Source organism: Acinetobacter sp. AOR34_HL (assembly GCF_027854795.1).
Taxonomy (GTDB): Bacteria; Pseudomonadota; Gammaproteobacteria; order Pseudomonadales; family Moraxellaceae; genus Acinetobacter; species Acinetobacter junii.
In genome coordinates this window covers 1-22,248 of the sequence record NZ_JAKTID010000056.1, presented here as the reverse complement: position 1 = coordinate 22,248, position 22,248 = coordinate 1, and the positions used below count along the sequence as shown (strand labels likewise).

The following is a 22,248-nucleotide window of genomic DNA, read 5'->3' as shown; positions in this document are numbered from 1 at the left end:
TTCAGAGGTCAAGTTTGTACCTAATACTAAGATTTGGGGACAAAATACCAATGTGACACTTGGCCCAGATGCTGATGCAAAAAGTTTTGCAGGTTTTGAACTCGGTTTATTCAATAATACTGGACGTGATGGTGCTGGATATGGCTATGACGTCTGGAGTGGAGGTACAAATCAAGTCAGTGCAGCATTTCAGGCGCGCGGGAAATATCAGACGGGATTATATCTTTACGACTCATGCAGTACTGGAACATATGTGAGCAATCCCGTTAATGTTGGCCATATCGTTGTTGGAGGCTCCTATGGTTTTATTTCGCATGATCAGAATGTCGGCTTCTTGAGTCGCGGTGCAGGCCAATATTCATTTGCTCATACGACGATTGATGGAACATTTATAACTGCAGTCAATAAAGCTGGGGCTTGGGAAGGTTTAAGGTATTCGTATAAATTCTTCAATAGTGCACAAACAATCGATCAGGAAGCTGTGGTTGTTCTCGTTACTCCATCAACGGATCTTATGCTACTCAATTTGCCTGGTGCCAGTTCGAATGCATACAGAACGCTTTTTATTCGTAATCTATCAGCACAAAAAAATGTAAAACTTATTGGCGTATTTGAAGATGGCATCGTGAATATGATTCTAAAACCAAAGACGACTGTGCATCTTTTTTGTGATGCAACGTACTGGTATCCGCTTTCAGAGTTTTCATCAATAACTTGAAATTTTTAATTCAATGATGCAATCAGTTAAGTTGTAAATTTACTTTTAACAACTGCAACTCAATGAAAATGATCAAACAATTTGTAAGCCTGTGATCTGAAAACTAACCAGATTACAGGCTATTTTTATGGCTCAAGATTATCATCACGGAGTCCGAGTTTTAGAACTCAATGACGGAACCCGTCCCATTCGTACAGTATCAAGTTCTGTTATCGGTATGGTCTGTACAGCATCAGATGCAGATGCAGAAAAATTTCCACTTAACACACCAGTCCTTTTAACCAACGTTCAAGCTGCTTTAGACAAAGCCGGTGATCAAGGCACATTAGCGCGTTCACTTCAAGCGATTGCTGATCAAACCAATCCCGCGACTGTCGTGGTTCGTGTAGAACAAAAGACCGATGCTGCAGAGCAGACGTCTGCAATCATTGGTGGTTCAGTCAACGGCAAATATACAGGCATGAAAGCCTTGCTTGCAGCGGAAGCACAGCTCGGCGTGAAGCCCCGTATTTTGGGTATTCCTGGTCTAGATACATCGGCTGTATCCGTTGCACTTATTGCATTGGCTCAAAAGCTTCGCGGTTTTTCTTACATTTCAGCAAATGGCTGTCAAACCAAAGAAGAAGCACAAGCCTATCGTCAGACGTTCGGTGCACGTGAAGCGATGGTCATCTGGCCAGACTTTTTAGGCTTCGACACAGCCACCAGTGCCACATCAACGTTTGAAGCCACAGCCCGTGCTCTTGGCCTACGTGCAAAAATTGACAACGAAACAGGCTGGCAAAAAACACTTTCAAATGTCGCAGTCAATGGGGTTACTGGCATTTCAAAAGATGTGTATTGGCAACTGCAAGATCCAGACACAGATGCAGGCTATCTCAACCAAAACGACATCACTACGCTTATCCAGCGCGATGGGTTCCGTTTTTGGGGTTCTCGCACTTGTTCTGATGATCCTCAGTTCGCGTTTGAAAGCTATACACGTACAGCGCAAATTCTTGCAGACACAATGGCTGAAGGCCATATGTGGGCAGTCGATAAAGATCTTACACCAGGACTGGCGCGAGACATTATCGAAGGCATTAACGCAAAAATGCGTGAAATGACACTGGGTAATTACTTACTCGGTGGTGAATGCTGGTTAGATCCAGTCATCAATACCAAAGAAGTGCTCAAGTCAGGCAAGTTTTATATCGACTATGACTATGCGCCTGTTCCACCACTTGAAAACTTAGTGTTACGTCAGCGCATCACAGACCGTTACTTAGTCGACTTTGCTTCTCGTGTAACCGCAGGATAAGGACAAGATCATGGCTCTACCAAAAAAATTAAAATTGATGAACCTTTATAACGAAGGTAATTCATATCTTGGCCAAACGGGTGAAGTGACTTTACCTAAGCTCGGTCGCAAGTTAGAAAACTGGCGTGGCGGTGGCATGAACGGCAACATTAAGTGGGACGCCGGTCTAGCTGATGATATCAACGAGATGACATGGAAACTCGGTGGCATCGATAAGTTGATTTTACAGCAATGGGGTGCTGCATCCGTTTCAGCATTCGGTCTACGTTTTGCGGGTTCATTTCAGCGTGACGACACTGGCGAAACCAGTGCAGTCGAAGTCGTGGTTCGTGGTCGCCATGAGGAGATTGATTTTGGTAACTACAAACCGGGTGATGACACGGAAACCACAGTTAAAACCATTTGGTCTTACTACAAACTCACTATCGATGGTGAAAAAATCATTGAGATCGATATTCCTGGTGGCATCGAAATCGTGAACGGTGTCGATCTTCAAGAAAAGCATCGTCAAAACATCGGCCTATAAGTTTCCATCCCTCTGTTCATACCCCGTGGGCAGAGGTTTTTTTATAAATTTTTTGGAGTTATCTCGTGAAAACATTAGAGCAAATTGAAAATACAGCAGCCATCAACATGGACGTTCAAACAGTCGATCTGGAAAAACCAGTCATGATGGGTAATTTAGAAATTAATACATTAGAAATTCGCAAACCGAATGTACAAGCTTTGCAAGGTATAAAAATTTCAGATTTATTGCAGGGTGATGTCACAGCCGTTTGTACGGTATTACCGCGTGTATGCACACCTGAGCTGACAAAATCACAAATCAATCAGCTTGAGCCAGCCGACATTACACAAATTTGTGGAGTCATCATGCTTTTTTTGCAACCGAAATCAGTACGTGCGGAAGTATTACGCCAAAAGTAGACGATGCGATCGCTAATATTGCGGTGGTGTTTCACTGGCCACCGCAGGCTTACATCGATATGTCACTTAGTCAACTGATGCAATGGCATCAACAAGCCATTGATCGAAATGGAAATGATGCCGAATGAAACCCTTAAAACTTGAAGTCCTGTTTGGATCAAAAGACAGCTTGAGTCCCGTACTCAAGCTGATGATCGGCAACAGTAAAGCTGCTTCTAATGCGCTAAAAAGTACCCGTGACGAGGTCAAAAAACTCAATGATCAGCAAAAACAGATTGATGGCTATGTAAAGCAAAAGAAAGCCACTGAGGAAAGCGCGAAAGCACTTAAAGACATGCAGGATCGCATTAAAACTTTGCGCCAGCAGATGAATAGCAATCCAAGTGCAGAATTAACACGTGATTTTGAAAAGGCCAAAGCAGCAGCAAAACGGCTTAAAGATTCGCATCAGCAAAATACACAGCAGCTGCATCAACTTCGTACAGAGATGAATCAATCCGGTTTATCTACCAGTAACTTATCTCAGCATCAATCTGAATTACGTCGTCGTACAGATCAAGCAACATCAGAGCTTGAACGACAGCGCCGAACACTCCGCAATTTAAACAATGTGCAGCAGCAACACCAACGTTACAGCCAAAATGCACGTACAGCAGGCATGACGGGAATGATGATGGCTGGTGCAGGCGTAGGTACACTTTATGCAATGCGCAAGCCGATCGATGAGTCAAAGCGCGTCGACATCGAAGAGAATCGGATTGCATCATTGGGTTTTGGAAAACAAGCCACTGAAGAAGCAATTCAATATGCCAGAGCGATGAAAACTTTCGGTACCAGTACGCTTGATAATTTAACGTTAGTGCGTGACGGTGTAACTGCGTTCGGCGACGTGCATCATGCACAATGGGTCGCACCAACGTTGGCCAAGATGAAATTTGCGAATGAAGCCATGTATGGTGATCACGGTGTCGAAAATGAAAAAAAATTCATGGACATGCTCAAAGTCATCGAAATGCGGAACGGCTTAAAAAGCAAGGAATCATTCACAGAGCAAGCCAATATCATTCAGCAAGTCATCACGGCCACGGGTGGACGTGTACAAGCAGAGGAATGGTTAAATGTCATTAAAACCGGCGGTATTGCTGCAAAGGGCATGGATAACAAAGCCTTTTACTACAAAATGGAACCACTGGTGCAGGAAATGGGTGGGTTTCGTGTCGGTACATCCATGATGTCTGCTTATCAAAACTTATACCAGGGCAGAACCACGCAGCGAGCAGCTGCAAATCTCGATAAATTTGGTCTAATTGGCGATTATTCAAAGGTCAAACATAATAAAACTGGTGATTTGTCTTATCTCGATATCGGTGCAATTAAAAACGCTGCATTGTTCAAAAAAGATCAGTTTGCATGGATGGAGCAAGTACTGGTACCGGCTCTCAATGCCAAAGGCATTACCAAAGAAAGTGACGTCATCGATGCGATCGGCAGTATTTTCAGTAACCGTACTGCATCAAACCTTTTTGCTCAAATGTATATGCAGCGTGATCAGATTCATAAAAATGCCAAGCTAAATGAAGGTGCCTTTAACATTGATCAGTTAGAGAAACAGGCACAAGGCACCACGGCTGGTAAAGAGCTGGATGCAAAAGCAAAACTCCACGATGCTTATTTACAGTTTGGCCAGACCATTTTACCGATCTACACACAAGCATTAATCATGGCATCCAATGCCATGCAAGGCTTCACAGGCTGGATGCAGCAAAACCCAACACTGGCCAAAGCACTCGGTACTGGCCTATTGGTTATTGCTGCAGGGCTAGTGGCCATTGGTGGATTGCTCTTGGTATTTTCCCCGCTTATTTTAAGTATGTTGAGCCTAAGGCTCATGATGGTCACATTGGGCGTACAAGGCAGCGCATTAAGCTTTGCATTACGCATGCTGGTGATGCCGTTTTCATTATTAAAAGGTGCAATTACAGGCATCGGATCTGCATTGATGTGGCTTGCAAGACTGGCAATGGCGCACCCGATTTTGGCACTCATTACAGCCGTGGCCTTCGGTGTCTACATGATTTATCAAAATTGGGACACCATCGGTCCTTATTTTCAAAATCTATGGGCACAGATCAAAACCTTCTTCCAAAGCGGTATTGGCAATATCTCAGCAACCATCTTGAACTGGTCGCCGATGGGATTATTTTATTCGGCTTTTGCAACGGTATTAAACTGGTTTGGTTTTGAATTGCCGACTAAATTTTCAGTATTTGGTACAAACATAATCGATGGGTTAATCAACGGTATTAAAGCAGCATTTCCAAAACTAAAATCGACTTGGAATGATGTCGCAAATTATATGCCGGACTGGTTAAAGCAGCGCATGATCATCCGTAGTCCGTCTCGAGTCATGGCAGGTTTGGGCGGTCATATCATCGGTGGTATTGGCATGGGTCTTACTCAGGCATTTCCTGAGCTCAAGAACAAATACAATCAGGTTCTTAATCTCTTTACAAATAAATCTCAGTCACCGGTCTTAGATCAGATCGATATCGCTGCGCCGGTAATGTCTAAGATCCAGACAGCGCCAAATCTCACCCCAAGCCGACAATCTTCATTGGCAGTGGCAGGGGACACCTACAACATTCACATTCACGCTGCACCAGGACAAATCGTTCAGGATCTCGAACGTCAAATTGAAAAAGTGTTCATGCGAATCCAGCGCGACAAACTGGCGCGAGTTCGTACCATCATGTCCGACCAGGAGTAAATATTATGATGATGATCTTGGGCATGTTCCCGTTTAGCATTCCGACTGCCGTATATCAGCAGCTACAGCGCAGCACAAACTGGCGGCATCCAAGCAATTCCCGGGTAGGTGATATGCCAGCCTATCAATTCACGGGCCGTGGCGAAGACACTATTTCACTTGAGGGTAGTATCGTGCCAGAGTTTGGCTCTCAAATGAGCATCACTGCTTTACGAGTCATGGGCGATACTGGTAAAGCATGGCCACTTATCAGCGGTACTGGTAAAGTTTTTGGGCTATATCACATCGATGACCTTCAAGAAACTCAAACTATTTTTTTTCCAGATGGCACACCCAAAAAAATTGAATTCAGTTTAAAAATGACGCAGGCACAGAAACCAGGAACATTAATCGGCAATACTGCAGGCAAATTAATAGGCTTACTATGACTGTACTTTCCACACTCAATGATCTGGCTATTGATGTCTTAAAGGCAAATCCGGTTCCCATTTTTAAGCTAATCGTCGATGGCTTGGATATTTCATCCAAGATCAACAATCGACTCATACAAATGCGCATTGAAAATAAACGCGGTTTTGAAGTCGATACGCTAGACCTCTCACTTTCAGATCACGATGGTTTGCTGCAGATCCCAAACAAAGGTGCAATTCTTCAAGCATGGATAGGCTGGCAGCATTCAGGCTTGGTCTACAAGGGCAGTTACATCGTCAAAGAGGTTGAGCATGCTGGTGCGCCCGATGTTCTTCGTATTCGTGCAACCAGTGCAGATATGAAAAAGTCACTCAAACAGAAAAAAGAGCGTAGCTTCGATAACATTGCGCTCGGTGATTTAATACGACTGATTGCTCTTGAGCATGATCTTAACGATAGTGTTGCAGCAGATCTGGCCAGCCATAAAATCATTCATATCGATCAAAACGAGTCAGATGCGAATTTGATTACTCGTTTAGCCGATGAACACGACGCGATTGCAACCATCAAAAATGGTACCTTACTTTTTATGCCCAAAGGCCAAAGTCAGACCATATCTGGCCAAGATCTACCAACGTACAAATTGACCAGGGCAATGGGTGATGATCATCGCTATAGCTACAGCGATGGAGGTGAAGAAGTAACTGCAATTCGCGCATTTTACTACGATGATAAAATGGCTAAAAAGCTCGAAGTCATTGTTGGAGATCAGTCGAACCAGAACATCAAAGAGCTACGTCATATCCATCGAGACAAACAAACCGCGACACTAGCTGCTTCAGCTAAATTGAACCACTTCAAACGTACCAGTGAAACACTCAGTTATAGGCTGGCCAGAGGTGTTCCAGATCTGATACCAGAGCAAACTTTTCTATTTGTGGGCGTCAAAGAACAGATCGACGAAATATATTGGCTGGGTACAACGATCACAGATACTTTGGATGGTTCAAGCGGTTACACCACAGATCTGCAGCTCGAAGTGTTTTTCCCGGATGCAGATGATATATCCGAACTATTTGAAGATCAGTTTGTTCTAGAAAAAGATAAAAAATGGACGGGCGTGGTGGTGTATTACCAAGACGGTGAAAAGGCAGTTCAATTGATCAAAGGTGATATATCCAACGCGAAGCATTTTACTTACTTATATTTAACTCGTGCCGGTGCACAGCAACGCCTAGATCGTGAGTTCGCTTTACTGGATCTCGAAACCGGTAAATTTGCTGCACATAATCAACTTGATGAAAAACCCTATACCGGGTTGAAAGTTCAATATACCAACGGAAAAAACCCAAGTCCGCGTCATTGGGCAACACTGGGGGATCAAACCAATCCAAAAGTCATTAATGCGGTAATGCAAAGTAAAAAAGCTGCAGAAAAACGCTTAAAACGGGAATTGCCAAGACTCAATGCGAAGAAGAACATGCTGGAGCAAGTGAAGGAAGCAAAATAAAACAACAAGGCCAGATTTAGAATCTGGCCTTATTTTATGAACAAATCAAAAGTTATAAATAATCAACTCATTGCCGTTATGCTCTTCATGAGCAGCTTTTGAGTTCACGGACCAGCGGATCTTACGATGTGTCATTTGATAATCTTTAAATAGCTCACGCACTTCTGGCACATCATTCAAGCTCAAAATAAACTTGCCCTTAATCTGATCCAGTTTGTCCTTCAGCGTGTAAAAATCATCTTTACTCCAGATGCCTTTGCCGTAGACGTTTTCACAATCCCAATAGGGCGGATCCAGATAAAACAACGTGTCTGGGCTATCCAGTCGATTAATCACATAATCATAAGACCGATTTTCGATAACGACATTCTGCAAACGTTCATGTATCGACACCAGATGTTCACGTAAGCGTTCACCTAAGCGCATGCGGTTTGCTCGATCTTTTGAATAAGTAAATGAACCATCAAGTTGGCAACCAAACGCAGAGCGTAGCAAATAATAGAACTTCACCGCCCGTTGAATATCAGTCAAACCAGATTGATCGCGCTTAAAATCATCAAACTGAGTTCGAGAAAATAGCAGCAACTCATATTCAGCTAGAAATGCATCAAAATGAAATTTCAACACTCGATATAAATTGATCAAGTCGTCATTAATATCGTTAATCACTTCAACAGTAGAAGCTGTCTTTTTAAAAAGTACCCAGCCAGCACCACCAAACACTTCAACATAAGTTTTATGTGCGGGCAGCATATCAATAATCGTTCTGGCTAGTTGAGATTTACCGCCAAGCCAGCCACTGAAGCTGTGGCCACTAGGATTGTATTGCGGTGAGAGGTTTTGTGTCATGGATCTTACCTGATGAGGTCGGATGCTCTGGGCATTCAGGTAAGGCACTCAAGGTGCTCTGGAATTGATTTAAGGTTTTACAGCGAGGGCATTTAATTTCAAGATTTCTAAAATTATCAATTCTCGCAAGAAGTTTAAAACAACAACTGCATTTCATATTTTGCATGATATTTTTTCAAAGCAGAAAAAACAGATTTAATAGTAATAAATCTCTACATAAAGTACAAATATATAACCGATTTATCTATAATGGACATAAATATAACCAGAAAAGCGACTATGGCATCTAAAAACTGTTTTTTATGTCCCCACTGTGCATCTAAGTTTTATTTGAGGACCAGCAAACTTGAGAGTCCCTTATTTCGAGTAGTTTACTTTCAATGTTCAAACATCAAGTGTGGATTTTCTGCCAGAGCAGAATTCGCAATCACACATCAAGTCGCACCTAGTGCAAACCCTAACCCGCTTGTAAATTTAAAAACCTATGGTCATGAAGCTGATCAACGAAACGGAGCACTTAAAACGTGAGTAATTTTGATTCAAAAATTTCAACTATTGCGATTGGTATTATCCAAGCCATGCAAACGGCTCAAGCAATTTATATTGTCGTGGCTAAAGCAATGGACTCAGTTGAAAGCACAAATGCAGATAAGTCCGGAGGCGATAAAAAGGCATGGGTGATGGCTTATGCAAAAAATATCGTGTTGGCTTTGGGAGACAAATGGGACGAGCTTGAATCAAAAGTTTCATTGTTCATCGATCAACTTAAATCAGCATATAACGCGGCAAAAGTCCTTTTTTAAGGGCTTTTTTTTTGGAGGGCTTATGAATAAATATTCATTTTTAAAACCTATCTGGTCTATATTGTTTGGAGATTTTATTCTTATTAAATCAAGAGCAGTTGGTAAAACTATTCCAATACCCTTAGTAGCCAGAATTACTGAGTTAGAATGGGATTTCTCAAAAAATTTCTGTTTTAATCCATCTAAAATACCAAAAGTTAAAGATAGAAAATTACGCAAAGCCTGCTATCAAGCTTTTGCGCTATATAAAAAATCTTTTAAACCTATATCGAAGCTTAAATTAAAGATCTGGAGAGATGAGTTTCCAAGATTAATGAAAAGGGCAACTCATACTTGGTCAGATCACATAACAGATTCTTTTTCTTTTTTTGCACATTGTTATAAAGAAAGAGCCACTTTTGCAGCTCAATATGAATGTATGTGGAATATTGATAAAAATAACTCTTAAATTTAATTTATTTTTTAATCCTTTCAGAATAAGAAAAAATAACTGAAAAACTATCTGTTATTTTTTCTGTATTACTTAAGTCTATTATGTTACTTTCAAAACTATGAATTGGTTTTGGTTGAAGTTTAAGATCAAAATTTAGAAGTTGATTCTTATGTTTTAACTCATCTACATATTTTAGAAATCTATCTGAAATTATGGGCATTTCGTAAATAATATTACCAAATGCAATAAGCCCCATGTAGTCAAAAGAATTATTAGTTTTTTCAAAGCTCTCTTCTGTATGCAAAATATTTACAACAAGAGGATAATCTTTAAAATATGGCATAAAAGTTCGAACAATTTTGACTGGCTTAATTAAAAAATTACTAGGGTCTGGATCCATAATCCAGCTTCTCAATTCATTGAAATTCTTCCTGTGCTCAGGAGGTAACAGTCCATAAAATATTTTCATAAATCCTTTATATACATCAGAAGGTCTGTGTTTTTTTATGTCAAAATTTATTTTTAAATTTCCAATCCCATCATCATTGATATATTTATGATAACCTTCTCCTTGTATCTCAAATGCTCCGATTACAGAATTAAAATTGTAAGAAAATTTATTATTTAAAGATGTAATAGCTGTAATCTTTCTTTTACGATTTTTTATTCTACCAACTGTTCTGAAGACTGCTGTATATTTATCCAACGCATCCTCTAAACTAGAGCTAAAATATGCATTGCATTCGTCGCATTCTTCATAGTGTAATAAATATTTATTACCTAGAAAATATGGAATTACATGAGGCTTATTATTAAATGAAACATCTGGTTCAGATTTTAAACAAAAAATACAGACTAATGGGTCATCTGATTTTGGATATAGGTGAGTTTCTGTATCTAAATCTGAATAATCAAAATATTTAAAAAGGAACTCATATCCTGTTAAGTTATGAAGTTGTTTATTAATTATTTTTTTAAAAGCTAGTCTTTCGGTCAGTTCATTACTAAAATTTCCATATTCAAATGAGTTAACTTTGTAATCTTCAATTTTGTTTAAAATAGAATATTTCATACTTTTAAACCCATAAAACAGACCAACCGTTAGGCAAATCATTATTCACAGGCTTTGACCATTTCACTAAATGCTCAATGTAAGTTTGTTCCCAAGATTTCACGGTCTAACTACCTCATATCTACAAATACTAGCCCCACAACGCACATTTTTAAGGGTGATGCCGTCTGTAGTAACGATCTCACTGAACTTCAAGCCTTTAGCCATATTTTCATAAACGTCGCTGCCCACCTTACCACCCAGCAAAGCACGAGTAACTCTTTGCCCATCTTCAAAAATTGCAGAGGCTTTTGCTGGATCCGTTGAGTCAAATTGCCATTTCACATTTATCAGTTCACGGCTCAGAGTAATATCCAGGCCACTGGCGAGTGATTTACTAAAATAATAGGTCGTAGTAGGCTCACCAATTTGGTTGCCAGTTTCCTCTTTTTCAATAACCGGCTTACCAACAGCGCTCAAAATTGCTTGGTCATTACTTAAATCTACTTTGGCCACAGTTTTGGTATAGTCAACACGTGGCCAGTCAAAATGCGGTTTGTCTTCTTCATCAAGTTCTGCTTTTCTTTTCTCGAAGTCATCTTTTAAATTTTTAGCTTCTAAATCAGCTTTAGCTTGAGAGTTTAATTCTTCATTTTTAGAACTATCATTCGAGCATGCATTAATAAAAAAAACACATGAAATCAAAGCTGAACCCAAAACAAATTTATTCATGTAAAGCAAAGTTTTATTAAAATAGTGAATCACTATCTTGACATAGTGGCACACTATAGGCAACATGGAACAACGCAGCAAAATCTGCGTACAGGCCTAGGAAACCTGTAAAACATACTCTGAGCGCACAAAAGACAGTCGCTTAAGCGGCCTTTTTTTTGCCTAAAAAGTCCAATCGGCTATAATCGTTATGGCAGATCGGGCAGGGCAGCTTCGCGCTGGCCGTTCTCAGAGTACGGTTTTCCTAGCCCTGTTCGGTCTGCCACCATTACCCTAGGAAAGTAATGGCGGTAGGTTTGCAAAAACTTACTCTGAGTATTCAACATGAAAAATTCTAATCATGTGCAAGAGCACACCGCTATCTATAGATTAACAGCCTATAACCAACGTCTCCGCCAGCTCCAACGCCAAAAACGCCTAAAAATCCTGTTCGATTGTATGGGCTATTTCTGCATCTGCTTTATTACATTTTCCCTATTATTTTTGGGAGAGTAGTCATGCATCCAGCCATACTCGCCTTTATATTTTTTCTGCTATTAGGCTCCATGTATCTATTGGCGGGAGCATATCAGCTATGAACGAGAACATTATTCCGTATGTACCGATCGCAGACCGTGTTCATGCTACAAACGAAAAAAGCCAGCTTGTCTGCCAGCAGTTTTTTAATATGGTCGATCAATTGGTCAAAGCACAAATCACATTTAATCACGATACAACAATCGGATTTCTGTCGATTTGTCCTGATCAAATTAACGATTTAATAGAACAACTTTCAAAAACTGATCATTCAATAGATAAATTAGATATAAAAATCTTAGAGTTAGCTCTAAATGATTTAACTTATCCTAAGTATTTGGGAGTACATCAGGTTACCAGTCCAATCTGGAATAACACCTCGGTTGCAGTCTGGCAATTTCAATTAAATAGAATTGCGAGAGATAAAAACATGCAACCTTATGACAATGATTTTCTATTAGATCAAGCATTAGCCACACTACGCATTTGGAGAAATTCACTCGAAGCCGTCGGAAACGACACTCAGGTGACTTACAACAACAATGATCTGATCTACAAACTCATAGATCTTGAAGACAAACTTGAAAAAGTTCAGGATCAACTAGAGTAAAAATTGAATTAAAAAAAGCCCACGTTTATGCGTGGGCTTTTTATTTATAAGTCATTATTTGGGTTCCACATCTTTTGCATACGCCTTACTTAAGCCAAGTAACGCAGCCTGTCCTTCAGGGCTTAGTTGTCTATATGCCTTTAACAATACACTTTCTTCACTGGTTAAGCCGCTAAAGTCCGGATCTATTCCCAGCAGCACATAACGAATATCAACGCCTTGTTTCTGCAAACGGTTCAGGTAAACCCACTGGTCCGGCACATTGCCACGCACATACGCTCCCAGCGTATTTTCGCTTGCTCCTATCTCACGTGACAACGTTTTAGCACGTAAATGCTTGTTATCCAGCTCAACTTTGAAACGATGAGCAATTTCACCTGAAATTTCAGGGTCAATAGACGGCATAAAAATATTTCCTTTATGTATTTAAAGAACAAAATAATGTGCTATAGTGTGCCTTAGCATACCACTATTACCTAGAGTACCGTATGAGCAAACAAATTTCACCTTACGCTACGCGTCCTAGATCTAAAAAGATTAATGGTGGGCGTGTCCGCTGTGTTGTGTATCTACCCAAAGAAGAAGTGGACGAACTCGACGCTATTGTTGAAAAAACTGACATGAGTCGATCAAGTCTCATCGCACAAACCTATTTCGTTGGAAAACAAGCAACCACTAATTAACGAGGTAAAAATCATGTCAATCCAACCAAGACGCATCAAAAGACAACTTCGTGATAATCGTTTCAGCATCAATCTAACTATCGATGAAACTAATCTACTTACTGCAGCTTCAAATCTTACTGGAGTTGAAATCAGTGTTTTGATCCGTCAGATGGTTATGAAGCAAGCCATTAAAACGCTTATCGAAGATCCTGAAGATGATTTTAATTTGCAAAAATTCTTAAGTGAAGGCGCGCAAGAACAGCTTTCAAGGAGCTGAAAACATGCTCACAAGAGAAATCGTACTGACTGAACAAGAACTCAAAATTGTGCAAGAGGTACAAAAACAACTTGGCTTAGCCACAGTTGAAGAAACTATGGAATACCTAGCAAGAGAACGCATTCAAGAAAAATTGTTAAATCTTGCAGGTGAAGAAGTAAAACGCAAACAGCACTTTTTTTAAGGCAGTTCAATCAAGATGATGTTTCCAGAAACCAAAGCTTTAGTTATAGATAAACTCATGGATGTTTATAGCTTTAAGTTAAAAAGTGGTAATAAATTACGTGGCAGATGTCCGTCATGTAATCATAAAGAAGCATCAGCATGGGTGCACCCTGACGAGCCGTGGGTAGTATTCTGCCCACGCAAAAATAACTGTGGTACCGAAAACCATGTTAAAGAACTTTTTCCCGAACTATTTGAAAAATGGGAAAAACGCTTTAAACCAACTCAAGAAGATCCACTTAAAACCGTAAACGCCTATTTGGTTGAAGGTCGTGGTTTTAACATCGACAAACTCAAATCACTCACATATACCCAAGAGTACTATAAAGATCCAGATCTGCATGTTGGATCTATCACCATCCGCTTTCCAATTACAGATCAAAATGGCAATGAAGGCTGGTGGCAACGCATCCTAGACGAACAAGGCGTCTTAAAGAAAACGACCTTCAAATTTGGCTGGTCATCTCAAAATCATGCATGGCTCACACCAAACACAAATTATTTTGAATCAAAAGAAATTTGGATTACCGAAGGTATTTTTGACACCATCGCGCTTTGGCTATCAGGTATCACCAGTTTTTCAGCATTAAGCTGCAATAATTATCCTTCAATTTTCCTAAACCAAATTTTGGCTAAATGTGCCGAAACAGGCAAACCATTACCTAAACTGGTTTGGGCATTCGATAATGACCAAGCTGGCCATGATGGAATTTTAAAATTTATAGAGCAAGCCAGAGCCGATGGTTTTGAATGTGAAGCAGCACTTCCACCAGCCGGTCGCAAAAAGACAGACTGGAACGATCTATACAAACAAGATCGACTTAAATTTACAGATATTGAAACCTACAAATATTACGGTTCATTGCTTATTGCAGAAAAAGCTGTGGATAAAGGCATACTTATCTACAAGCATAAAGGTACCAAGTCATTTCCATTCGACTTCAACAATCAAGTCTATTGGTTCAAGCTTGATATGGACAAATACGATGACTATATGAAAGGCATCGATTCTGAAAACGATGACAATCAAGATTGGGCGCAAGAAGAAAAAGACCAAGCCATTGCTGAACGTCGTGACGCTGCAATTTTAGCTGCTGCCGAAGCCAAGCTCATCATGGATTGCCGTCCACGCGGACTTTACTATCAATACATGGCAGAAATTGACGAAGCCGATTATTACTTTCAGATCGACTTCCCGCGTGGCGCAAAAACCATAAAAAATACCTTCAGCGCATCACACATATCATCTGCATCAGAGTTTAAAAAGCGTTTATTGCATGTCGCTCCGGGTAAATTCTACAAAGGCAATAGCAATCAGCTTGATGCTTTTCTAGAAAGAGAACTGACCGATATTAAACGTGTCGAATTGATCAATTATGTGGGTTACAACGCAGATCATAAAGCCTATGTACTTGGCGATATTGCATATCAATCTGGTCGTCAATTCCTGATCAATAAAGAAGACTATTTTGAGTTACCACGGCATACAAATCTTAAATGCCGTAAACCATTCGCTTTAGATATCAATGCAAAGATGAATGACTATAAAAAGGAGTGGATTAACGACTTGATCGATGCTTATAGCGTCCGTGGTTTAGTCACCTTAACTGCATTTTTTGGCAGCTTATATGCACAGCAAATTAGAAAGATGCATAAATCCTTTCCATTTTTCGAAGCCGGTGGTGAACCAGGAACAGGTAAATCCACGTTGCTTTTATTCTTATGGAAGTTGTTTGGCCGTATTAAGTACGAGGGCATCGATCCAGTCAAATCAACGAAATCAGGTCTGATTCGTACCTTCAGACAAGTCTCAAACCTTCCAGTGGTCTTGATTGAATCAGAGCGAGAAAATGAAAAAGGGGTAGTAAAGCAGTTCGATTGGGATTCACTTAAGACATTGTTCGATGGCGGATCACTCGGTGCGCAGGGTGTTAAAAACGGTGGCAATGAAACTTACGAGCCACCTTTTATGGGCACCATTATTGTGAGCCAAAATGCAGAGGTTGTATCGACGACACCAATTATGGAACGTATCGTTCAGATCAAATTCACAAAAGACCAGCTCAGCAAAAGCAGCCTGTACGCAGCTCGCAGGCTTGAAAAATACGAGCCACAAGATGTAAGTCAGTTCATTTTAAATTGCTTAAACAAAGAAAATGCAGTCTTAGAAACGTATAGAGAGGGTTTTGAAAAGTACGATTCGATTCTACATGACGAGAAATATAACGTCCGTAGCTCACGAGTAGTGCAAAACCATGCCCAATTTTTGGCGTTATTTGATTCACTATGTAAGCACATTGTCGAGATACCACTGCAGATCCAGAAGCAAGTTCAAGATGAAATTATTGCAATGGCTCAAACACGCGACAAGGTCATCAAATCAGATTCAATCATTGTTCAAAACTTCTGGAATACCATCGAAGAAATGGAATCTGAAATACGTCTTGTGGCCAATAAAGATTCAAATGTAAATCACTCAGCTAAACCAGATCTCATTGCACTCAATTTTGCACATTTATACAAGGTCGCAGCGGATTATCGTTATTCATTACCCGAATTGAACGAGCTACAGGCTGCTTTAAGACACAGTATTCACTACCGCTTTGTTGAAGCTAATAAAGCCATACAAAGCAAAATTACTAACTCAACCAAACGATGCTGGATCTTCGAAAAACCAGCGTAACAACGGGACTAATCCCAAAATTTGAACACACATACAAAAGCGGCAACTTCTGTATGTGTCACATAACCACCGGAGAGCAATCATGCAAAACGATTCTAACGTAGAAACACCACAAGCGGAAATTCCTAAATACCTTCGCTGTGACCCACGGACCTTTAAAGTTACTCACCACATGAGTGATACGTGTGATCTTCAGTTCACATTAGTCATTAAATGCACAGATGAAATGCTGCATGAACACAATACATTCTGGTCAAATCATCAAAATAGATTAGATGAGAATGGGGGAGACATCGTCAAAGTCATGTTAAAGATGATTGCGGTTGACGTTTTCAATGCGTGTTTTCAAGGAAAAGATAATGTCGGGTATCCACCATACAGATGGGGAATTAACACCATTTTTCAGGAAGAAGGTTGGGACTCAGATTGCTTTGAAATCACCAAACTCTATTTTGATAATTACATCAGCGGTGATGATTTTGAGTTTGAACCGGTTCAAGCAGAAGGAGCTTCATCATGAGCGAAATCTCTACTGCAGTTCTAACACCACACTTAAACCATCCAAACTTTTCTGGTGGTAGCGACTACTGCAAACGTTGCAACTATGCACATAAAAAAAGAAAGGAACCACTGGTACCACGGCCATTGTCTGACTATGAAAGAAAATTTCGTCAAAGATGGTTAAATCAGCAAGTTGTAATTCTTAAAAATATGCCAAGCAATGCGGTACTGGGAGCATAAATATGTCTACTAACCAATTTCCAAATCAATTATCTGAAGACATGTTCAACAACAATGTTCACTTCAACACTATTTTACATGTACCGACATTGAATGTGGCTCAGAACGTACCAGAAGGATTTGAAGAATTTCTGGGGGATATGGACTCTAAAAATGCTGAAGATCTAGTCGAACAGCACCCCCAACTTAAGCAGTTTATTGATGAAGTTAAAGAATATTCAGGTAGTGAGTGGAATGAAGAACACGCTACTCGTTTAATTCATCATCACAGTAATTTTGAATTTCTGATAAATCTCCATGTTGCAATTCCAAGAAATTTTAAGTTTACAGAAGATGGAAAGTTTCTCTCTTGTTCTATTGGTGGGCATTATCGCTGCCAATGGATCTTCGCTATTTCGATGATAGATGCTGCCGAACAAGCTATCAAATTGGCAGAACAAATCCATAGTGTTGAAGAAGACAAAGCGCGTAAAGAACAAGGCTTGGAGGGATAAATCATGTCTAAATATCATTGTAAATGTGGTGGTCTTATTCTTCCTGATTTTGATTCATTCAAGGTGGGTGATGAAGTCAATTGCATGCTCGAAACCCGTAAACCAATTGGTAATGGCCTTGTAAGTATCAATCAAAAAGCTTTCATCGGAAAAATTATCGATATCAGTGGAGATGAGTTCAGTATCAAATCAAAAAACAAAATCTATGAGTTCAACAGAGGAGAGTTTTGTCCAATCGATGCACCAGGGCCAATTGAATATTTCCGAATTGGTAAATGTCGCTGTGAATTAGACCAGGAGAAGTCTAATGGCTAAAAACTCAAAATTTGCCATAACCCGTGGTGGATGGTGGCCATGCGAAGAAAAAGTCTTGCTTTCAATGCTTAAAGATCATTATCCGGTGCACCGCATTGCAGATGTACTTCAGCGTGATCGAATGGGCGTACATGCAAAAATAAACGTGATGAAACGTCAAGGTTTGATTGATATGGGAGTACTAGCAGCATGAGAGGAATCAATAAAGTTATTCTGGTCGGATCACTCGGCGCAAATCCAATTGCTAAGCATTTCCCTAACGGCAGCGGTTACGCGCAATTTTCAATTGCAACAAGTGAACGTTGGCAAGATAAACAAACGGGTGAATATCGTGAAAATACCGAATGGCATCGCATCGTAGCGCATGGCCGTTTGGGTGAAATTGCATGCCAATATCTAAAAAAAGGCTCAAAAGTCTATATCGAAGGTTCATTACACACACGTAAATGGACAGATCAAAACCGACAAGAAAACTACATCACGGAAGTGAAAGTTCATAGCCTTCAAGCACTTGATAGTGCTCCGATTGCAAGTCCAGTGTGAGGTAAACAATATGACTGCTCTCATTTTTGATACAGAAACACATAAACTGCATGGCGATATTATTGAAGCTGCAGCGATGGAAGTTCATTTTCAGCCATTTACTGATTATCCGATCATTCCAACTATGTTTGATTTCACTAAACGCTATAAACCAAGTGAACCAATTTCAATTGCAGCGATGGCCATACATCATATTGTGGATGAAGATCTTGTTAAGTGTCCTTCATTTACCAAGTTCAAATTGCCAAAAGATAATATTGAATATCTGATCGGCCATAATATTGACTACGACATCGAAGCGATTGAACGTGCTGGTACAGATGCATCGAGCATCAAGCGAATCTGCACATTGGCAATGGCCAGATACCTCTGGCCACATTTTGAGTCTCATAAATTAACAGCTTTGGCTTATCAATTAAGCTCTGATCGGAAAGCAACAAGGCGAGGTGTAAGAGGTGCTCATTCTGCTTTGAATGATTGCAAAACAACACATGCGCTTTTATTGAATATTGTCCGAGTAAGACAAATCAAATCAATGGAAGAGCTTTATCAATTTTCACAAATGGCCAGAATACCCACCCATATTTTTTATGGCCCTCATCGAGGTAAAGCCATTGCAGACCTATCCAGCTATGATCTGGAATACATTGCAAGAAAGTCAGATGATCAATATTTAGTGACTGCAATCGAAGCTGAACTTCATTCACGCGAAGAAGAGGAGCTTCCTTTCATTTAAGCTGCTCAAAAGCACCTTTCATGCACCTCCGAACGGAGGTGCAATCTTTTAAAATAACCCCAATCATTCAAGATACTTAAATGTAGGACTTTCCATGTCTGCAGGATTAGAAATTCGCGGAAAATCGATGCGCATCTGGATGCGACCGATCGCAACTGAACCACTAATTAAAGAAACACTCGACTGGCCATTTACACCAGAAAATCAGGAACGCGCAGAGAAGCTGGCCAACCTCATTAAATTGGAGATCCAGCTCGATCAATTTCAACTGGCCAAACACTTCCCAAACTCTAAAAATATTAAGAAAAATCAAGTCAGCTACTATGCCCAGCAATATCTCGATCAAACCATAAGAGAAGTTGCACCGAGTACATATGATTCTTATCGTGGCCATGTAAACAACCATATCGTCCCTAAATTTGGGAAAATTCATCCAAAAGATATCAATACCAACATGCTTAAAAGATGGATTGAAGATCTTAAGGAGTCGCTAAACAACAAAACTGTGCGAGAAATAATTACTCGGTTCGCGCAGATCCATGCGATCTGGAGAGATGAAAAGCAAATGCCCTATAACCCATTTGAAAATATTGTGATTCATCAGCTTGATCCACCAGAGCCAGATCCATTTAGCAAAGTCGAAATCGCCATGATTTTAAATACTGAAACAGATCTCGATATTCAAAATCTATTGCCATGCTTATTCTGGACAGGGCTTTCAATGTCAGAACAAATTCCTATCGCTTGGGAAGATATCGATCTGGAGAACGGTACCATTCAAATATCCAGATCCTATGTCCGGGGTATTTATCGCGTCACTAAAAACCGACGTAGAAAAAGACGAATCAAGCTGCTCGAACCGGCTATTCAAGCACTTAAAAAGCAATATCAAACCACAGGTAATACAAGACCAAAAACCATTGAAGTACTGCAGCGTGACAACAAGACCAAACGTATAGAAAAAGTCCGCTTTGTTTGGGTCAATCATGAACGCTCAAATCACTTCGAATACCATGAACTCAGGTACCGCTGGAATAAACATTTAAAAAAAGCGAAGGTACGTGGGCGTGGAATCAATCAGGGTCGGCATACCTTTGCCAGTCAGCTATTAACCTCCGGCCAAGTTCCTCCGGAGTGGATAGCAGAGCAGCTTGGCCATAGTGATACGTCAATGATCTATAAGCATTATGGAAAGTTAATCGCAGAAGATCTGCCTGACTACATCACAAAGCTGAATAACTATATTTCGATGTAATGAAACTTACTTTTTAATTACTTCAAAATAGACAGAATATTTTTACTATAAGTGCCTAAATATTAAGGCACTTTTTTTATTTATTACTCCATTACTTCATTTTAAGTCTTTTCAATAAACAAGTATAAGTCATTGAAAATTAATGGTTGAAAAAACATCAGTAATGGAAGTCTGAGTAAGTTAGATTCAGATCTAAATATGACTAAATTCCCATATTTAACCCATCTATCAAATGCGTGTAAGCTAAGTTATTAATAAATATAGAGCTAATACATAGATTATGGTGGGTTCGAATCCCGTCATTCACCCCACTCTTTTATAGAGTAATCGGAGCATAGCACAGCCTGGTAGTGCACCTGGTTTGGGACCAGGGGGTCGTAGGTTCGAATCCTACTGCTCCGACCATCATCTTAAAGATGAGATAAAATACCGCTAATCAGCGGTTTTTTTACGTCTGTATTTTTATATCTTATTTAATTAAATAACGAAAACTTATTTACTCTTCTGAAATTATTTCTATCGCCAAGCTTTTATTATTTAATCAAAAGCATTTGAGTCACAATTGAACTATAAAATGTTTGATGCGGTATTTGTTTTTATAAGATAGTTTAGAGTAAGAGTTACTCAATCATTATGTTGAAACCTTCTACAAGCATGATCATAAGTTTCTCAATCAAATTAGTTCATAAAAATTAGAAACCTAAAAATGAGAGTCAATGAATGCAAAATATTCATTATGTTTTGATTAGTATATTAGGTGGGCTAGTTGTTCCATTACAATTGGCAGTCATTAATGCCTTTCGTCATAGCAGTGGTGCAAGCCAAATACAATCGACTTTTTTTCTTTATATAGGCGGTGCGATTGCTTCGCTTGTTATTGCATTGTGGATGGATGGAACGGTGAAACCACCACTTTATCAAAATACATCTTGGTGGATGTGGTTGTCAGGTTTTTTGGGTTCACTTTATATTCTGTGTATGTTTGTGGCAGCTCCACATATCGGTGCAACCAATACACTATTATGGATATTTTTAGGCCAAATGATTTTTGCTACCTTAATTGATCATAGTGGTTTATTAGGGATGCAAATAAAGAAAATAGATGCTTTCAAATTATTTGGATTACTTTTTATTTTTATTGGTGGTTTGATTATGCTATTTGGAGAATATAGAAGTGAGACCAAATAAAATATTACGAATTGGTTCTTAACTCAGTTTTATAATAATATTTTGATAAATATATTGTATATTTGATGCTGTTGATTTTAATTTCTAAAAAATAAAATATTCATGGAGAAGTATGTTCTTTTATATTATTAGGACTTACGCATTGACGGATTCAAAAAAGTACTAAAATACTTTATAAAGTATCTGTGATCAGACGAATTAAACATGCTTCTACAGCAACTTGTACTCTACCCATTTATATGGGCTTTCTCATGACAGAACCGAACTCTATTAGCTGCACACAACTTGCCGAGACTTATAATATCTCGCATGATAGTGTAAATCGCTTTCTAGAGCGTGAAGATTACACACCTCACGACCTATATCAAGAATCAATTCAACATATTGATAATAACAAACTTATAGTCAGTATTGATGATACTGTTTTAGATAAACCATATAGTCAACATATGGACTTAGTTAGCTATTTTTGGTCAGGCAAACACCACCGATCCGTCAA

The 22,248-nt window shown here is 39.6% G+C and carries 30 protein-coding genes, 1 tRNA gene and 1 pseudogene; 27 read left to right on the top strand and 5 right to left on the bottom strand.

What is annotated here, in order from left to right:
• From MKL32_RS09900 to MKL32_RS09865, 8 genes are all read left to right on the top strand, one after another.
• A partial coding sequence (locus MKL32_RS09900; RefSeq protein ID WP_270900483.1) for a hypothetical protein occupies nucleotides 1–718 on the top strand: 718 nt, incomplete at its 5' end.
• A 127-nt stretch (nucleotides 719–845) separates the two neighbouring features.
• Complete coding sequence (locus tag MKL32_RS09895; RefSeq protein ID WP_270900482.1) at nucleotides 846–2,018, top strand: phage tail sheath protein; 1,173 nt, start codon at nucleotides 846–848, stop codon at nucleotides 2,016–2,018.
• A 10-nt stretch (nucleotides 2,019–2,028) separates the two neighbouring features.
• Nucleotides 2,029–2,544 (top strand): phage major tail tube protein, encoded by a 516-nt coding sequence (locus MKL32_RS09890; RefSeq protein ID WP_092585872.1) that lies wholly within the window; start codon nucleotides 2,029–2,031, stop codon nucleotides 2,542–2,544.
• A gap of 65 nt (nucleotides 2,545–2,609) precedes the next feature.
• Complete coding sequence (locus tag MKL32_RS09885) at nucleotides 2,610–2,945, top strand: phage tail assembly protein (RefSeq protein WP_270900481.1); 336 nt, start codon at nucleotides 2,610–2,612, stop codon at nucleotides 2,943–2,945.
• Complete coding sequence (locus tag MKL32_RS09880; protein ID WP_053469818.1) at nucleotides 2,879–3,073, top strand: GpE family phage tail protein; 195 nt, start codon at nucleotides 2,879–2,881, stop codon at nucleotides 3,071–3,073. Before MKL32_RS09885 ends, MKL32_RS09880 begins: the two co-directional genes overlap by 67 nt.
• Nucleotides 3,070–5,712 (top strand): phage tail tape measure protein, encoded by a 2,643-nt coding sequence (locus MKL32_RS09875; RefSeq protein ID WP_270900480.1) that lies wholly within the window; start codon nucleotides 3,070–3,072, stop codon nucleotides 5,710–5,712. Before MKL32_RS09880 ends, MKL32_RS09875 begins: the two co-directional genes overlap by 4 nt.
• Nucleotides 5,713–5,717: 5 nt before the next feature.
• The gene (locus MKL32_RS09870) at nucleotides 5,718–6,140 is read left to right on the top strand and encodes a phage tail protein (RefSeq protein ID WP_151796371.1); all 423 of its coding nucleotides are present in this window, start codon (nucleotides 5,718–5,720) and stop codon (nucleotides 6,138–6,140) included.
• Complete coding sequence (locus tag MKL32_RS09865; RefSeq protein ID WP_270900479.1) at nucleotides 6,137–7,633, top strand: contractile injection system protein, VgrG/Pvc8 family; 1,497 nt, start codon at nucleotides 6,137–6,139, stop codon at nucleotides 7,631–7,633. The genes MKL32_RS09870 and MKL32_RS09865 overlap by 4 nt, the downstream gene beginning before the upstream one ends.
• Nucleotides 7,634–7,678: 45 nt before the next feature.
• Here MKL32_RS09865 and MKL32_RS09860 read toward each other — a convergent pair whose 3' ends face one another.
• Together MKL32_RS09860 and MKL32_RS16215 are read right to left on the bottom strand one after the other, a co-directional pair.
• Nucleotides 7,679–8,482 carry a DNA adenine methylase gene (locus tag MKL32_RS09860; RefSeq protein ID WP_270900478.1) on the bottom strand — a complete coding sequence of 268 codons (804 nt, stop codon included), beginning with the start codon at nucleotides 8,480–8,482 and terminating at the stop codon, nucleotides 7,679–7,681.
• Nucleotides 8,448–8,639: a Com family DNA-binding transcriptional regulator gene (locus MKL32_RS16215; protein ID WP_228139966.1), complete on the bottom strand. Its 192-nt coding sequence runs from the start codon at nucleotides 8,637–8,639 to the stop codon at nucleotides 8,448–8,450. Before MKL32_RS16215 ends, MKL32_RS09860 begins: the two co-directional genes overlap by 35 nt.
• Before the next feature lie 92 nt (nucleotides 8,640–8,731).
• On the opposite strand from MKL32_RS16215, the gene MKL32_RS09850 reads away from it, so the two are divergent.
• The 3 genes from MKL32_RS09850 to MKL32_RS09840 are packed head-to-tail and all read left to right on the top strand — an operon-like array spanning nucleotide 8,732 to nucleotide 9,733.
• Nucleotides 8,732–9,010, top strand: a complete 279-nt coding sequence (locus tag MKL32_RS09850) for an ogr/Delta-like zinc finger family protein (protein ID WP_308763958.1) — start codon at nucleotides 8,732–8,734, stop codon at nucleotides 9,008–9,010.
• A complete protein-coding gene (locus tag MKL32_RS09845) occupies nucleotides 9,007–9,285 on the top strand; it encodes a hypothetical protein (RefSeq protein WP_031982452.1) in 279 nt (92 codons plus the stop codon). The genes MKL32_RS09850 and MKL32_RS09845 overlap by 4 nt, the downstream gene beginning before the upstream one ends.
• Nucleotides 9,286–9,307: 22 nt before the next feature.
• Complete coding sequence (locus MKL32_RS09840) at nucleotides 9,308–9,733, top strand: hypothetical protein (RefSeq protein WP_270900477.1); 426 nt, start codon at nucleotides 9,308–9,310, stop codon at nucleotides 9,731–9,733.
• A gap of 7 nt (nucleotides 9,734–9,740) precedes the next feature.
• Here MKL32_RS09840 and MKL32_RS09835 read toward each other — a convergent pair whose 3' ends face one another.
• A complete protein-coding gene (locus MKL32_RS09835; protein ID WP_270900476.1) occupies nucleotides 9,741–10,790 on the bottom strand; it encodes an HNH endonuclease in 1,050 nt (349 codons plus the stop codon).
• A gap of 99 nt (nucleotides 10,791–10,889) precedes the next feature.
• On the bottom strand, nucleotides 10,890–11,501 hold the full coding sequence (locus tag MKL32_RS09830; RefSeq protein WP_270900475.1) for a hypothetical protein: 612 nt from the start codon (nucleotides 11,499–11,501) through the stop codon (nucleotides 10,890–10,892).
• A 574-nt stretch (nucleotides 11,502–12,075) separates the two neighbouring features.
• Between MKL32_RS09830 and MKL32_RS09825 the strand changes: the two genes are divergently transcribed.
• On the top strand, nucleotides 12,076–12,627 hold the full coding sequence (locus MKL32_RS09825; RefSeq protein WP_270900474.1) for a hypothetical protein: 552 nt from the start codon (nucleotides 12,076–12,078) through the stop codon (nucleotides 12,625–12,627).
• Nucleotides 12,628–12,681: 54 nt separating this feature from the next.
• On the opposite strand, the gene MKL32_RS09820 is transcribed toward MKL32_RS09825, so the two are convergent.
• The gene (locus tag MKL32_RS09820; RefSeq protein ID WP_031982463.1) at nucleotides 12,682–13,032 is read right to left on the bottom strand and encodes a hypothetical protein; all 351 of its coding nucleotides are present in this window, start codon (nucleotides 13,030–13,032) and stop codon (nucleotides 12,682–12,684) included.
• A gap of 83 nt (nucleotides 13,033–13,115) precedes the next feature.
• Here MKL32_RS09820 and MKL32_RS09815 point away from each other — a divergent pair, with 83 nt between their 5' ends.
• From MKL32_RS09815 to MKL32_RS09745, 15 genes and pseudogenes are all read left to right on the top strand, one after another.
• Nucleotides 13,116–13,310: a ribbon-helix-helix protein, CopG family gene (locus MKL32_RS09815; protein WP_031982464.1), complete on the top strand. Its 195-nt coding sequence runs from the start codon at nucleotides 13,116–13,118 to the stop codon at nucleotides 13,308–13,310.
• A 13-nt stretch (nucleotides 13,311–13,323) separates the two neighbouring features.
• Nucleotides 13,324–13,569: a hypothetical protein gene (locus MKL32_RS09810; RefSeq protein WP_057061227.1), complete on the top strand. Its 246-nt coding sequence runs from the start codon at nucleotides 13,324–13,326 to the stop codon at nucleotides 13,567–13,569.
• A gap of 4 nt (nucleotides 13,570–13,573) precedes the next feature.
• Nucleotides 13,574–13,753, top strand: coding sequence for a hypothetical protein (locus MKL32_RS09805; protein WP_031982467.1), 180 nt, complete (start codon nucleotides 13,574–13,576; stop codon nucleotides 13,751–13,753).
• A 15-nt stretch (nucleotides 13,754–13,768) separates the two neighbouring features.
• Nucleotides 13,769–16,477: a toprim domain-containing protein gene (locus MKL32_RS09800; protein WP_270900473.1), complete on the top strand. Its 2,709-nt coding sequence runs from the start codon at nucleotides 13,769–13,771 to the stop codon at nucleotides 16,475–16,477.
• Between the two features lie 82 nt (nucleotides 16,478–16,559).
• Nucleotides 16,560–16,997 carry a DUF2528 family protein gene (locus MKL32_RS09795; protein WP_270900472.1) on the top strand — a complete coding sequence of 146 codons (438 nt, stop codon included), beginning with the start codon at nucleotides 16,560–16,562 and terminating at the stop codon, nucleotides 16,995–16,997.
• Nucleotides 16,994–17,218 carry a hypothetical protein gene (locus tag MKL32_RS09790; protein WP_057050447.1) on the top strand — a complete coding sequence of 75 codons (225 nt, stop codon included), beginning with the start codon at nucleotides 16,994–16,996 and terminating at the stop codon, nucleotides 17,216–17,218. Before MKL32_RS09795 ends, MKL32_RS09790 begins: the two co-directional genes overlap by 4 nt.
• Before the next feature lie 2 nt (nucleotides 17,219–17,220).
• Entirely contained in the window at nucleotides 17,221–17,712 is a 492-nt protein-coding gene (locus MKL32_RS09785) for a hypothetical protein (RefSeq protein ID WP_057050446.1), read from the top strand.
• A gap of 3 nt (nucleotides 17,713–17,715) precedes the next feature.
• Nucleotides 17,716–18,027, top strand: a complete 312-nt coding sequence (locus tag MKL32_RS09780) for a hypothetical protein (protein WP_057050445.1) — start codon at nucleotides 17,716–17,718, stop codon at nucleotides 18,025–18,027.
• Nucleotides 18,020–18,220, top strand: coding sequence for a hypothetical protein (locus MKL32_RS09775; RefSeq protein WP_057050444.1), 201 nt, complete (start codon nucleotides 18,020–18,022; stop codon nucleotides 18,218–18,220). The genes MKL32_RS09780 and MKL32_RS09775 overlap by 8 nt, the downstream gene beginning before the upstream one ends.
• Nucleotides 18,217–18,570, top strand: coding sequence for a single-stranded DNA-binding protein (ssb, locus tag MKL32_RS09770; protein ID WP_031982479.1), 354 nt, complete (start codon nucleotides 18,217–18,219; stop codon nucleotides 18,568–18,570). The genes MKL32_RS09775 and ssb overlap by 4 nt, the downstream gene beginning before the upstream one ends.
• Before the next feature lie 10 nt (nucleotides 18,571–18,580).
• The gene (locus MKL32_RS09765; RefSeq protein ID WP_057050443.1) at nucleotides 18,581–19,306 is read left to right on the top strand and encodes a 3'-5' exonuclease; all 726 of its coding nucleotides are present in this window, start codon (nucleotides 18,581–18,583) and stop codon (nucleotides 19,304–19,306) included.
• A 94-nt stretch (nucleotides 19,307–19,400) separates the two neighbouring features.
• Nucleotides 19,401–20,561, top strand: a complete 1,161-nt coding sequence (locus MKL32_RS09760; protein ID WP_057050442.1) for a tyrosine-type recombinase/integrase — start codon at nucleotides 19,401–19,403, stop codon at nucleotides 20,559–20,561.
• Nucleotides 20,562–20,889: 328 nt separating this feature from the next.
• A tRNA-Pro gene (locus MKL32_RS09755) sits at nucleotides 20,890–20,966 on the top strand.
• A gap of 315 nt (nucleotides 20,967–21,281) precedes the next feature.
• Nucleotides 21,282–21,749, top strand: coding sequence for a DMT family transporter (locus MKL32_RS09750; protein ID WP_270900471.1), 468 nt, complete (start codon nucleotides 21,282–21,284; stop codon nucleotides 21,747–21,749).
• A gap of 185 nt (nucleotides 21,750–21,934) precedes the next feature.
• Nucleotides 21,935–22,248, top strand: a pseudogene (locus MKL32_RS09745) (IS701 family transposase); the annotation flags it as partial.

What these genes read in the sequence shown, in the direction of transcription:
- MKL32_RS09810 (WP_057061227.1), top strand. Translation starts at nt 13,324, where the DNA reads ATGTCAATCCAACCAAGACGCATCAAAAGACAACTTCGTGATAATCGT.
- MKL32_RS09815 (WP_031982464.1), top strand. Translation starts at nt 13,116, where the DNA reads ATGAGCAAACAAATTTCACCTTACGCTACGCGTCCTAGATCTAAAAAG.
- MKL32_RS09765 (WP_057050443.1), top strand. Translation starts at nt 18,581, where the DNA reads ATGACTGCTCTCATTTTTGATACAGAAACACATAAACTGCATGGCGAT.
- MKL32_RS09750 (WP_270900471.1), top strand. Translation starts at nt 21,282, where the DNA reads ATGCAAAATATTCATTATGTTTTGATTAGTATATTAGGTGGGCTAGTT.
- MKL32_RS09840 (WP_270900477.1), top strand. Translation starts at nt 9,308, where the DNA reads ATGAATAAATATTCATTTTTAAAACCTATCTGGTCTATATTGTTTGGA.
- MKL32_RS09780 (WP_057050445.1), top strand. Translation starts at nt 17,716, where the DNA reads ATGTCTAAATATCATTGTAAATGTGGTGGTCTTATTCTTCCTGATTTT.
- MKL32_RS09790 (WP_057050447.1), top strand. Translation starts at nt 16,994, where the DNA reads ATGAGCGAAATCTCTACTGCAGTTCTAACACCACACTTAAACCATCCA.
- ssb (WP_031982479.1), top strand. Translation starts at nt 18,217, where the DNA reads ATGAGAGGAATCAATAAAGTTATTCTGGTCGGATCACTCGGCGCAAAT.
- MKL32_RS09875 (WP_270900480.1), top strand. Translation starts at nt 3,070, where the DNA reads ATGAAACCCTTAAAACTTGAAGTCCTGTTTGGATCAAAAGACAGCTTG.
- MKL32_RS09890 (WP_092585872.1), top strand. Translation starts at nt 2,029, where the DNA reads ATGGCTCTACCAAAAAAATTAAAATTGATGAACCTTTATAACGAAGGT.
- MKL32_RS09860 (WP_270900478.1), bottom strand. Translation starts at nt 8,482, where the DNA reads ATGACACAAAACCTCTCACCGCAATACAATCCTAGTGGCCACAGCTTC.
- MKL32_RS09760 (WP_057050442.1), top strand. Translation starts at nt 19,401, where the DNA reads ATGTCTGCAGGATTAGAAATTCGCGGAAAATCGATGCGCATCTGGATG.
- MKL32_RS09865 (WP_270900479.1), top strand. Translation starts at nt 6,137, where the DNA reads ATGACTGTACTTTCCACACTCAATGATCTGGCTATTGATGTCTTAAAG.
- MKL32_RS16215 (WP_228139966.1), bottom strand. Translation starts at nt 8,639, where the DNA reads ATGAAATGCAGTTGTTGTTTTAAACTTCTTGCGAGAATTGATAATTTT.
- MKL32_RS09785 (WP_057050446.1), top strand. Translation starts at nt 17,221, where the DNA reads ATGTCTACTAACCAATTTCCAAATCAATTATCTGAAGACATGTTCAAC.
- MKL32_RS09825 (WP_270900474.1), top strand. Translation starts at nt 12,076, where the DNA reads ATGAACGAGAACATTATTCCGTATGTACCGATCGCAGACCGTGTTCAT.
- MKL32_RS09850 (WP_308763958.1), top strand. Translation starts at nt 8,732, where the DNA reads ATGGACATAAATATAACCAGAAAAGCGACTATGGCATCTAAAAACTGT.
- MKL32_RS09830 (WP_270900475.1), bottom strand. Translation starts at nt 11,501, where the DNA reads ATGAATAAATTTGTTTTGGGTTCAGCTTTGATTTCATGTGTTTTTTTT.
- MKL32_RS09895 (WP_270900482.1), top strand. Translation starts at nt 846, where the DNA reads ATGGCTCAAGATTATCATCACGGAGTCCGAGTTTTAGAACTCAATGAC.
- MKL32_RS09800 (WP_270900473.1), top strand. Translation starts at nt 13,769, where the DNA reads ATGATGTTTCCAGAAACCAAAGCTTTAGTTATAGATAAACTCATGGAT.
- MKL32_RS09835 (WP_270900476.1), bottom strand. Translation starts at nt 10,790, where the DNA reads ATGAAATATTCTATTTTAAACAAAATTGAAGATTACAAAGTTAACTCA.
- MKL32_RS09870 (WP_151796371.1), top strand. Translation starts at nt 5,718, where the DNA reads ATGATGATGATCTTGGGCATGTTCCCGTTTAGCATTCCGACTGCCGTA.
- MKL32_RS09805 (WP_031982467.1), top strand. Translation starts at nt 13,574, where the DNA reads ATGCTCACAAGAGAAATCGTACTGACTGAACAAGAACTCAAAATTGTG.
- MKL32_RS09820 (WP_031982463.1), bottom strand. Translation starts at nt 13,032, where the DNA reads ATGCCGTCTATTGACCCTGAAATTTCAGGTGAAATTGCTCATCGTTTC.
- MKL32_RS09775 (WP_057050444.1), top strand. Translation starts at nt 18,020, where the DNA reads ATGGCTAAAAACTCAAAATTTGCCATAACCCGTGGTGGATGGTGGCCA.
- MKL32_RS09795 (WP_270900472.1), top strand. Translation starts at nt 16,560, where the DNA reads ATGCAAAACGATTCTAACGTAGAAACACCACAAGCGGAAATTCCTAAA.